10 protein-coding genes and 2 pseudogenes are annotated in these 11,252 nt (G+C 51.0%); 4 read left to right on the plus strand and 8 right to left on the minus strand.

Annotated features, from left to right (window positions below):
- Nucleotides 1–1,100: hypothetical protein (locus tag HY879_25125; GenBank protein ID MBI5606628.1), on the plus strand; the 1,100-nt coding region annotated here is incomplete at its 5' end.
- Nucleotides 1,101–1,357: 257 nt separating this feature from the next.
- Here HY879_25125 and HY879_25130 read toward each other — a convergent pair.
- The 4 genes and pseudogenes from HY879_25130 to HY879_25145 all read right to left on the minus strand — a co-directional run bounded on the left by HY879_25130 (nt 1,358) and on the right by HY879_25145 (nt 5,808).
- The gene (locus tag HY879_25130; GenBank protein MBI5606629.1) at nt 1,358–2,440 is read right to left on the minus strand and encodes an SWIM zinc finger family protein; all 1,083 of its coding nucleotides are present in this window, start codon (nt 2,438–2,440) and stop codon (nt 1,358–1,360) included.
- A 12-nt stretch (nt 2,441–2,452) separates the two neighbouring features.
- Nucleotides 2,453–5,150: pseudogene (locus tag HY879_25135) on the minus strand (DEAD/DEAH box helicase).
- An 81-nt stretch (nt 5,151–5,231) separates the two neighbouring features.
- Nucleotides 5,232–5,474 (minus strand): DUF4926 domain-containing protein, encoded by a 243-nt coding sequence (locus HY879_25140; protein ID MBI5606630.1) that lies wholly within the window; start codon nt 5,472–5,474, stop codon nt 5,232–5,234.
- Nucleotides 5,475–5,478: 4 nt separating this feature from the next.
- Entirely contained in the window at nt 5,479–5,808 is a 330-nt protein-coding gene (locus HY879_25145; protein ID MBI5606631.1) for a hypothetical protein, read from the minus strand.
- Nucleotides 5,809–6,872: 1,064 nt separating this feature from the next.
- Between HY879_25145 and HY879_25150 the strand changes: the two genes are divergently transcribed.
- Both HY879_25150 and HY879_25155 read left to right on the plus strand, forming a co-directional pair.
- On the plus strand, nt 6,873–7,076 hold the full coding sequence (locus tag HY879_25150) for a cold-shock protein (protein MBI5606632.1): 204 nt from the start codon (nt 6,873–6,875) through the stop codon (nt 7,074–7,076).
- A gap of 304 nt (nt 7,077–7,380) precedes the next feature.
- Nucleotides 7,381–7,812, plus strand: coding sequence for a hypothetical protein (locus tag HY879_25155; GenBank protein ID MBI5606633.1), 432 nt, complete (start codon nt 7,381–7,383; stop codon nt 7,810–7,812).
- Nucleotides 7,813–8,141: 329 nt separating this feature from the next.
- Here the strand turns inward: HY879_25155 and HY879_25160 are convergent, their stop codons facing one another.
- The 4 genes from HY879_25160 to HY879_25175 all read right to left on the minus strand — a co-directional run bounded on the left by HY879_25160 (nt 8,142) and on the right by HY879_25175 (nt 9,952).
- Complete coding sequence (locus HY879_25160; protein ID MBI5606634.1) at nt 8,142–8,633, minus strand: hypothetical protein; 492 nt, start codon at nt 8,631–8,633, stop codon at nt 8,142–8,144.
- Between the two features lie 33 nt (nt 8,634–8,666).
- A complete protein-coding gene (locus HY879_25165; GenBank protein ID MBI5606635.1) occupies nt 8,667–9,044 on the minus strand; it encodes a VOC family protein in 378 nt (125 codons plus the stop codon).
- 19 nt (nt 9,045–9,063) lie between these two features.
- Nucleotides 9,064–9,510, minus strand: coding sequence for a VOC family protein (locus HY879_25170; protein ID MBI5606636.1), 447 nt, complete (start codon nt 9,508–9,510; stop codon nt 9,064–9,066).
- 205 nt (nt 9,511–9,715) lie between these two features.
- Nucleotides 9,716–9,952, minus strand: a complete 237-nt coding sequence (locus HY879_25175; protein MBI5606637.1) for a hypothetical protein — start codon at nt 9,950–9,952, stop codon at nt 9,716–9,718.
- 1,015 nt (nt 9,953–10,967) lie between these two features.
- Here HY879_25175 and HY879_25180 point away from each other — a divergent pair.
- Nucleotides 10,968–11,129, plus strand: a pseudogene (locus HY879_25180) (transposase domain-containing protein).
- Nucleotides 11,130–11,252: the final 123 nt, after the last annotated feature.

The following is an 11,252-nucleotide window of genomic DNA, read 5'->3' on the forward strand; positions in this document are numbered from 1 at the left end:
CCTACTTTGCCATCCATTGGCCTTCTCTGATCCCGAATGACAAGGGCGCCTGGGACCAGATGAGTGAAACCCTTTCGGCCCCCTTTATCGAAGATGTTCTGGCCGGGGCAGCAGAGTGGCGCATTGTATCCAGATACCGCCTGGGGCAGCTTCTCACCGAGAGCTTTCAAAGACGCTTTTTTAAAGCCGGCGGGACCGGACATACGGAACTCCGTACCACCCTCGGAGATATCAAGGAGCTGGGGCTCATTTTTAACACCGCCCTGTGCGGATCACCCTCTTTGTCAGGCTCTTCAAGTTCTAAGGAATCAGCGGATAAAGCAGGGGGACGAATGGTGCTCACCAATCTTTGGTCGGACTTCGACCATAAACCGAAAGAGGGGAATTTTTGGAAACTCGATCTTCCTTTTGAAATCGTGCGTGATCCCTGCGTTTCCCTATTTGCGGCAGCCTCGTTGAGTGCCAATTTTCCGCCGGTGTTTTCCAATGCCGCTGTAGCTTTGGATGGAAAGCGCTTTTGGGTCACGGACGGGGGTGCAGTCGAAAACCGTGGACTGGTCTCCATCCTGCTTGTCTTAGCCGAAGAACTGGAAAATATCCAATCGAAGACAGTGGCAAAAGACAAGCGGTGGGAACTCGCCGACATCCGCATAATTGTCGCCGATGCCTCGGCCTTTCAACCGGACTATAAAAGCGATCGGGGAATAGGAGCGATGTTCGGTGCCTCCGAGCAGCTATCCAACCGCCTGATTAAGGAACTTGAACTCAGGGTTGGCGATTTGCACCAAAAGATCTCCGGAAGGGAAAAGGGGATCAAAATTATTTACTTGCCGATGCCCAATGCCATGCGCTCCAGCGGAACCTTTGGAACCCACTGGATGATGCCGTCCGCCGTAACTTTAAGGGATCCTTTGAAGAATAACGGCAGGGATCCGGGTGTAACACTCCCGGGCAAAGAAGTCAGAGAGATTATCGACGCTCTTTTTTCAAAAGAATACTCCAAATGCTATATTCAGAAAAGGTGGCCGAAATTAGCGGCCCAATCCTTTTTCGAGGAGACCAAAAGACCACGGACCGAGTTGGACGCCAATCTAAGGTAATGGGGTAAGAAAACCAGCGATGCCGCCTGAAACGGGTTTCGGGGTCGGACCCAATGCCTGCAATGGGACCCCATAACTTCTACTTCAATTGCTTTATTCCCCCGCTGTGGGCATAGTCTTTCTTTAACAGCCTGATCTCTAATTGCTAAGCACGTTCTGCACGAACGTCCCGTATTAGGGTTTGTCTATCCTTCCCAATCAGGCAACACTCGGTACGGGCGGTTGGCTATTTCTTCAGGAAGGGTGGAATTTAGGATTTACTGACGATGCAGCTTCCGCCAGGCTTGCGATTTTGTCAGTCTTTTGATCTCATTCCAGGTTTCGAGGGAATGCGCCCGCAGTCCGAGGATCCCGGGCTTTTTTTCCCAGTTGGCGATAGAGGTCACGCTTACTCCGATAAGGCCGGCGAACTCGGCCTGAGACATGCCGAATTTAGCCCGTAATCCGGCCACCTCCATACCAAGAGGCCGGTTATTCCCGGCCGATTTCTCCCGGGTCGGCTTGGACCTTTTGCCCGCCTTGGCTTTTAGGTCGGTTGTGCTTCCGGAGAGACGCTTGGAGGCCTTTGGGGAAAGCGATTTCTCCGCTTTGCGGCCGGATAGGGGCCTTGTCCCGGCCGGTTTCGCCTCCTCCGGCATCTCGATGCCGAAGACATCGGCCAGGGCGTCATCGGCGATCCTTCGGCGCCCGGATTGCACTTCGGTCGCGGCCGTAACCATGCCGACTTCGGCGCTGATCAGATCCTCATGATCCACTCCCCGCAGAAGAAACAACAACTCCGGTCGTTCATCCAGCCGTGCCCCCACACCATAGAGCACCGCGGCCACATGCTTGCACATAACGGCCCAATCCGGACAACTGCATTTCAGGCTGATTTCACCCGGCAGGGGGAAGAGCCCCTTGTTGCGGTGGGTCACGACAGACATCACATTGGCGGAAAGCCGGCCCTGGAGCAGTTCCAGAAGCGAACCGATTTGACCGGCGCAGCGCTTCTTGACCTCTTTCCACTTTTCCCCGGGAAGGGTTTTAATCGTCACCTTCACCTTGTAAAGTTCAGAGCCGCTGACCATGGCCTGGACTTCGCCTTTGGCAATATCCAGGTGACATACGGAACCGTTTCGAACATAGGTGCGTCCGCGAGGCAGGCGGTTTTCATAATCGTGAAACGACTCCATATGATCGCACCAGGCCTTTCCCCAGAACGTTCGGGCGATGGTTTTTCCTTCCAGCTCCACGGGTTGTATTTTTTGCCCCCTTTTCCGGAGCGTTTCCATCTTTTTCCTGGCTTGCGCCCGGCGTGCTGCCACGGGCACGTAGGGTTTGAAATTATACCAGCCCATTTTCTCCCCTCCTTAAAATTCAGCCCGGTCGATATCCAGGGCGACAATCCTGAGCAGCTCTTCATCCTTCATCTCTGTCAGCAGAGATTCGGCTCCGGACGTCAGGATATCGTCGGCCAGGTTTATTTTTTCCTCGATCAGAGCGTCGATCTTCTCTTCGACCGTCCCCCGGCAGATAAACTTGTGGACCAGCACGTTCCGATGCTGGCCGATGCGGAAAGCCCGGTCGGTGGCCTGATTTTCAACCGCCGGATTCCACCAGCGGTCGAAATGAATGACGTGTGAGGCGGCCGTGAGATTGAGACCCGTGCCGCCGGCCTTGAGGGAAAGCACGAAAAAAGGCGGGCCGTCTTCCCTCTGGAACAGGTCGACCAGGGCCTTCCGTTTTTTTACCGCCGTCCCGCCGTGTAAGATTATCCCCTGGCGGCCGAACACCCCCCCGAGAAAGGCGGCGATCGGCTCGGTCATTTCACGGAATTGGGTGAATACCAGGAGTTTTTCCTGTCGCGAGGCGATTTCCTCGCCAATGGCGCCAAGGCGGTCGAACTTTCCGCTGTCGGCCGGTTCGTATCCGCCGTGTCCCAGGAAGTGGCTCGGATGATTGCATATCTGCTTGAACCGGAGAAGATAGGCCAGTACCAGCCCGCGCCGTTTGATCCCGTCGAGTCCTTTGAGCGCCGACCTGAGCTCCTCCACGGATCGGGCATACAGGACAGCCTGTTTTTTGGACAGGCCGCAAAAGGCCTTCGTCTCGGTCTTGTCGGGCAGATCCTGAATAATAGTCCTGTCGGTCTTAAGCCTTCTCAGGACATACGGCCGGATCAGATTCCGCAAAGGCGCGTAGCAGTCCGGTCCTCGCCCCTCCAGCCCCTGGACGAATTTCTTAAATCGGGCGGCAGACCCCAGCAGGCCGGGGCAGAGAAAATCAAAAAGAGACCAGAGATCGGAGAGCCGATTCTCAACCGGCGTTCCGGTAAGGGCAATCCGGGTTTCAGCCCTGAGCTCTTTGACCGCCTTGGTCTGGCGCGTGGACGGGTTTTTGACCGCCTGGGCCTCATCCAGGATCACCAGTCGCCAGGGCCTGTCCAGAAGCCATTTCTGTCTCAGGAGCATCCCGTAAGTAGTCAGGGCCACATCGACCCCGGTGAAAACCTTGGCAGGATTTTTAGCCATGGCTGCCAGGTCGGCCTGATCCGTTTCCGAGGGATGGACAAAAACGGTCTTAAGCGCCGGGGCGAAGCGATTGATTTCAGCCTTCCAGTTGGCCAGAAGCGAGGCCGGAAGGACCAGGAGTGCGGGCCGTTCGGATGGGTTCTCTTTCATGGCCAGGAGAAGACAGAGGACCTGAACGGTCTTACCCAGCCCCATGTCATCGGCCAGACAGGCCCCCAGTCCGAGGTTAGTCAGAAACCAAAGCCAGTTAACCCCGATTTCCTGGTAGGGTCGAAGCGTTCCGCGAAAGCCCGGGGCCGACGCGGTTGCGGCCAATTTTCCCGGCTCGCGCAAGGCCGCAAGGATATCAGAAAGCCATTTTCCGGCCCCGATGAAGGACCACTCACGATCTTCGCTCTTGAAACGGCCTTCGACATTCAGATCCGACGGGGCACCGGCCAGAAGGCGCATCCCTTGAATAAAAGAAATGCCTTCCCCGGCAGCCTCGGCCTCCACTTTTTTCCAATGGGCCAGGGCCTCAGATAATTTTTCCCGGTCCACCTCAACCCACTGGCCCTTGACATAAGCCAACCCGTCCTCGGAGGCCATAAGGGCCCGCCATTCCGCTTCAGTCAAATGCTGATCCCCCAGGGCCAGCCCCACCCTGAAGTCCAACATGGCGCCGGCTTCGAACCGGCTCTGTCTTTTTTCGCCGATGGTCACGGCCACTCGGGGCCGGGGCCGCTTCCGCCACCAATCCGGTATCCGCACCAGGAGACCGCTTTCCTCCAGAAGGGGGATGTTTTTAAGAAGACGATAGGCCTCGGACGTGGACCAGGCCAGAGGATGAAAGACATCGCCCGAATCCACCAGGTCCTTGACGAAGGGGATCATCTCGGAGGCCCGATAGACGGGCGAAAGCAGCTTGATCAGAGCGGCCTTGTTGTGCTCACCGGCATATTCCTGGAGGGCCTTTCCCAAAGGCTGATATTGGACACGCCCCCCCCTTGGAAAGACTGGGAGCGTAAGTGGCCAGAAAGGCGAAAGGGAAATCGGGATCACGTCTGTTCTCCGCCAGGTGAAAACAGACGCGTCCCACCTGTTGCCAGAGCGGGGCATGCTTCTTCAGCCAGCCGTTAAGGCCCTCATCGGAGGCGGCGATCTCTTTCCTCGCCCAGGAGTCCAGATCGTTCCAGAGGCCGCGAAGGACCTCAATACTCAGGTATTCTCCGCCCTGCATGGGAGGTGCAGAAAGCACGAGGACCGCCAGCTCGGATTCCAGGGGTGGATCGATGGGGTCCAGATGTTTCCCGACGAATTCGGGCGTGCGACAGAGTCGGGTCAGATAATAGCAGGCAAAATCCCGCCAAAAGAAAACTACCGGTGAAAGCAGCGCCTCCGGCTTCGATCCGCCCAGGGCCAGACGCCCCCGGGACTGGGAGGATGAAAAAGCGGCCCTGACCCGCTTCATCCAGGCATCAGGCGTCGTTCCGTCTGGGGTGTTGTCCCCCTGCAGCCGTAGATGCCCCGCAGGGGTCAGGATCAGATCGCAGTTCATGTTGTAAGATGGTAAGGACGGGAGGTCCACGTAGCTCAATAAATTTTTTTCCAATTAAATGGACAACGTTATCCCTTGCACTTATGCCGCTTCCAATGGACGGACACTAAAAATCTCATCTGGAGTTAATTGTTCAATAAATGACTCGGGTACCGTTATTACGGCTAATGTTTGACCAATGGCATTAAATAATTCTAACGAATAACCATCTTCTCCACCAGAAACAGGATGATGCTCAACAAGGGTTGCAACATCACCTTTCTTCAATCCTCTTTCCGGAATATCTTTTCTCAAAACAACTTCCTCGAATAATTTGTAAGCCATTTTTCTATCTCCTTTTGGAAGGATACATGGTTATGAATTTTGTATTTCCGGTTCCGAATTCCGTAAGCCAGATTGTGCAGACCGGTAATTTTTTTCCATTTGGTCCAATAAGATTTCCTCTTATTTCAAACAGTTTGCCAAATTCAGTAATTTCCAACAAGGTAACGTCTTTTGATAAAATCTGATCTCTTAGATCATTTTCCAATGCTTCCCAGTTGTTCAGTGAATATCCCGCCTGTGCCAGCCACTGCGATTTGTCATTTCTTTTTCTTGGGGTCAACAAATATTGCGTCAGTTTCTCATGAGCTATCAAAGTATCTTCAGGGAGTTTCATTTTAAACTCCTTGCCATGGAAACATAGGCTTATCTAATGTCTTAGAAATTCATTAAGGAATAAAAGGAACTTGTCGAATTTCATGATTAACGCTTCTTGATACTTAACCTATCAAAAATACATTAAATTATCAATATGAAATTATCGTCCTTTTCTCCTGGTCTGCTTCTTCCGGCAGGGTTTAAGCCGGAATCCAGGGACTTTGGTTTTCTCATTTTCTTAAAAACCTGGATTCCCGATAAAGACATTCGGGAATGACGGAAAAAATGTCGCTGTAGTATTAGAAGATCGTCTGGCAAAGGGCTGGCAGTGGCAGATCTTTGAGAAGTTATTTCATCAAATCCCTTAAAGAGGAGTTGGGCCATGTGTCCGTTCGGCTCCTCTTTTCCAATTACCCCTTTATCCAGGGCTCTATCACCTTCTCTCACATCCTCCCCGGCATTTTGATTCTTTCGGAAGTCGGACCAATACCGGAAGGGATTTAATGGGGAGGCGAGGCAGACCACGACGGTGTTACACCTGTTACGCGCGTAACACCATGGATTAGGCTCTGTCAGGAAATATCCTTTGAATAAATAAACTGTCCCCGGAATACCGAAAGATGGTCATCTTCCGCAAAGTGTCCTTTGGAACAAAATCGGACAAGGGGCTAAAGTCAGACAGCATCATTCCCAGTCTGGTGCAGACGGCCAAAAGGCAGGGGGGGCCATCCCCAGGCCTTCCTCAAAACCCTCCTCACCACCGATACGGCTACCGCTCAAGTGGCTTTGCATAACAACTCTACTCGATAAGAAATGTTCATGACGGTACCATTAGTAATGGTGGGCTGTACGGGGAATAGCTGTTCCCGTGGAAAAGGACTGAACTGTTCACTTGACTTATCTGAATAAAGGTGTTATTTTAAATAACACAAATCCGTTATTGAGTCCATATGGTGTAAATGACGGTCGAAGTTGGTGAACAATTCGATGAGTACGGGCATCGGAGGATTTATCTTCGATGCCTTTTTTTTTAGGCCTGTCGTATCCCAACTTGAGAAATCATTCAACGGAAGGGATACGATCATGGCAGAAGGAAGCGTAAAGTGGTTCAACGAAAACAAAGGTTTTGGCTTTATTGATGTGGACGGTCAGGATAAAGACGTTTTTATCCACCATTCGGCCATCAGTATGGCGGGATTTAGAACCTTGCAAGAAGGCCAGCGGGTAAGCTTTGATATTGAGCAGGGCCCAAAAGGCCCGTCAGCTGCAAATGTAAAGGCCATTTAAGTTATCAAGAAACATCCGGGGAAGGGAAATTGATTTTTTTAAATCCCTTTCCCGGATGTTTTTATACTCAGAATCTTTCCGGTCATTATCGACTAACTTTACCACACCTCCATAACGATCCTATCTTTGACCAGATCATGAGGCTTTCCCTTGGCCTTGGCGCAAGTGCGCTCGGTGTCCAGTTTTCTGGAACGGTGGCACGATTGCAAGACGACCGGCTGGCCCTGGCTTCGAAACGGGACAGTGGCTCCCCGTAGTTGAAACAAATTTTTTATGGTTAACCTAAAGAGAAAAGGAGAAATGGATGTCCTCTTTAATAGGAAATGATATCGAAGCTTATTGTACCAAATGCAGGTTGTTGCTTTACCATATTATTTTGGTGGACCGTGACAATGTCGTATCAAGGGTAAAATGTAAGACCTGCGGTTCGGAGCATAATTACCGGAGTGCAGTACCCTCCCCCCATCCCGCTAAAGAAAAAAAGGTCAAATCGGGCTTGTCCAACACCACGCCGGCCCAGTGGGAGAGGATGAAAAATGATTTGAAACCGAATATCCCCATAAAAATCTACCGTACCCATGATACTTTCCGGTTAAAGGATGTGATCCAGCATCATGTCTTCGGGCTGGGGTTTGTGGGACAGATCATTTCAGACACCCGGATGGAAGTACTTTTTAGTGACTCCATAAAACGGATGGTTATGAACACCGAAGAATCGAGTTTGCGGCTCGTTTAGCTAAAAGGCGGTTTCGGGGAAGGAAACGTGGAAACGCTCCGGGTCTTTTTACATAAAAAGACAAAAGATGGGGATTCTTTTTAACCAATAAGTCAAAGACTTCTTTCCAAGAAAATGGAAAAAGAAAAAGTCCTGGCCTGCGTTTACCCCTGTCAACAGATTTACGCGTAGCCTCGCGGCTACCCGTACATGACTCGGGGCCACAATGGAGCAGCTTTTCCTTTCATGTGGGGCTCTTTCATCCCCCCCTCTATGTCGGTTTATCCCGGCGCTTTCGGTCCGACCCCTATCTTCACGAAATAATTGGGCCGTTAAAGAGAAATAATTCCTTAATCCGATTGCAGTGATTTTTTCACATATTCACCTATGCGCTTCTGTCGGTCAGCGGTAAAAAAAGGGCTCAGTTGGGCGATGGAAACCACCTTGCCGCCGACGCTGAAAGAATCCCCCGAAATTTCCGTCACCGTCATCCATATGTTGGAATCGGAATCGGTTTTCGGAATCTTTAAAATCTCCCGCACTGCGGCATCAAGCCGGGCGAATAACTCCTCCTTCATGGCGGCATTCCAGGGACCGGCCATCACCTGAGCCGAAATGACCACCGCCTTCCCGGAAGGATGGGATTGGACCGCGGGTTTTAATCCCATCCACAAGTTGTCGGCCCCGACCTCCTCCAATTGTAAGGTGAAACCCGCTGCAATTGGCTCTGAAAACCGCCCGACTTCAACCGTAGCGAATTCCTCAATCAAGCGCTTCGCCAGATTGGATTTGGTAACGGAATCCAGTGTCATCCCTACCAGGCTGACTCTTATAATCGTCATGGTATTCTCCTTTTTAATGGTCATTAACCGGAGTCAGGACTCGATGCCCTTCTGCCGATTTTCGAAAACCTCGATCAGCACCCGATCGGGTCCTTCCAGCATGATGTATTTGAGATCTCCGAAATCCCGGATCGGCGATCGAAACCGGAAGCCCTTCGATTCCATATGGGCGACCAGAGCCGAAATGTCATCCGTATCGATTCCGAGGTGATGGACGGCGTTTTGCCCGGTCCCACGGGGAGGCTGGTCATAGAAGTTGATGCGGCCGGCCCCGATTTGTATCAACACATTCCGCGCTTCGGCCAGTATTTCGTCGAAAACGACTTTGGCTCCGAACATTTCGGTATAAAACCGGATGCTGGCCTCGAGGTCCGAGGCAAAAAGATGGACGTGATGAAGATTACAAACCATCTTGACTCCTCCATATCATTTAAAAAAAATAGGATCCGTACTGCTTCTTCCGCTCCGGGGGAGGTGTTTCAAAGAGTTCAAGCAATACGCCGTCTGGGGCCTCGACCATCAGGTAAGCCCCTTCTGCAAAACGTTTTACCGGTTGGCGCAGGGGGAAGCCCCCTTCTTTCAGGCGCAGGTACAAGGCATCCAGATCATCGACCTGAATGCCTAAATGGTGAAAGGTGTTTTTCCCGGATCCCTGGGGCGGCTGATCATAGAAGTGCAAATGCCCGCCGCCGATCTGCACAAATACGTTTCTCGCGCCGGCGAAATTATCGTCCCAGATTACCCGGGCGCCGAACCACCTGGAATAGAACTTGAGACTGGCGTCGATATCCGAAGCGAAAATGTGTACATGATGCAGGTTGATGGGGGACCGCTGGTCCTCGTCGCGATTATCATTGGCTTTTTCCAAAATAGACATTGATTACCTCCTGGAATTCTCTCAGTGCTCTATTCTCCCCAATCACTTTTCGGGAGATTCCTGCCGTAGTGGATATCGTTTATCTCCTTCTATGATTTCTCTCCCTATGTCAATATGGCCAACAAACTCAGTACTCCACTGGTGACCGCGGTCACCACCCTAAGGTACCTTTCTGCCAGGGAATTGGCCAAAATTATCCCCTGCATCAGGCTGCCTGATAGGTAAAAACTTCATTCAATAGTCGGTCGGGATGAAGAGCGGCCAGAAAGTCGGCACAGGGCAAACAGAGCGTATCCCCTTTGACCAGGCGATATTTCCCCCGGTAGAGAAGAAGGGTCTTACTTTTTGGATATTCCTCTTTGAAAGACCGCAGCGATCTCAGGTCGGCGGGTCGGAAAAAGCTTCCTTTGGGTGGATTGAAAAACCGGGTAATTAATTCCATATTGCGTCTCAAAATGGAAATACTAATTCCCAAATAACAGCTTTTTTTCTTGACGGCAAGCGGAAAAGTAAGATCACAAAATCCGATTTAAGCGACCGGATCAAGATAGGATATCCAATAGACATTTTGTGATGCACGCATCTACTTTGAACTTTAGCGGTCAGGAGGAAGAAGACAGTTTTTGGGTCGTCCCTGGCTATTTTTCTGGCCAACCGACAAGCTTTTTCTTGTTTATTTTAGTTAGCTTAGTATCCATCCGGAAAAGGCTATGTTCCGGATGGAGCGGTCAGCCGTCAGCTTTTAGCTATCAGCAAAATCCTCTATTCTTTAGGGGTTAGCTGAATGCTGATCGCTGAATGCTGAAAGCTTCATCCGGAAATTTGAATTTCCGGATGAGAACTAGCTTAGCCAATTCTCGTGCGGAAGAAAAATCCAATTTTATCTCGCGCGAGATAACCGTAGTATTGAGGTTATCAGCAATTCTGACGTGGTCAACTGCTTCACGTATTACTTCGCGGCTACCCGTAAATGACTCGGGGCCATACCGGATCAGCTTCTCCTTTTATGTGGGGCTCTTTCATCCCCTACGCTATGCCGGTTTATCCCGGCGCTTTCGGTCCGACCCCTTTCTAATGAATAAATAAACTGTCCCCGGAATACCGTGGCCATTTTTTCTTGGGGCCATGCGAAGAGTTTGTTCTTGTTTACAGGGAGGTTGTTTGAAAAATTAACTGATATATCCATAAGTTATGGTGGTGACACGTGTCACCAGTGTTGTACTTCGAGGCAATAGGCCCACATCTCCCCGCCATTCCCGCGCAGGAATCATTTTCACATACCTCCTCGGGAAAAAAAGTTTACTGCCTTCGGTTTCCTTCTTGGGTCACGTCATGCAGAAAAAATTCCTGATCACTGCCCTGCCATCCGCGCCATGACGGAAACTTATCATCGCCTCTGAATCCTTGTCAATAATTAAGTATGGTGTCCCCGGAATTAAGCGGCCTTATTTTTAGGTCTCGTCCAGTCCTGCAAGGCCTGCCAGGTCAACCCCTTTGAATATCTTGACGACCTGCTTCGCCGATTGATGAGTCATCCCATCAATCGTCTCCGGGAACTTCTGCCTGATCGCCGGAAACCCCTTTCCAGAAATCAGTACGGCCTCATTAGCCCGGATTAATCAATCGGGTAGATGGCTCATTAATTCTTTTGTCAAAGAACTCTGTTAAAATATCCCCATCATTTTTTATCAAAACCAGCTACTCAAAATAAAGATGGGTTGGTCTGACGTTTACGTTTGTGC

Source organism: Deltaproteobacteria bacterium, from assembly GCA_016219225.1.
Classification (GTDB): domain Bacteria; phylum Desulfobacterota; class RBG-13-43-22; order RBG-13-43-22; family RBG-13-43-22; genus RBG-13-43-22.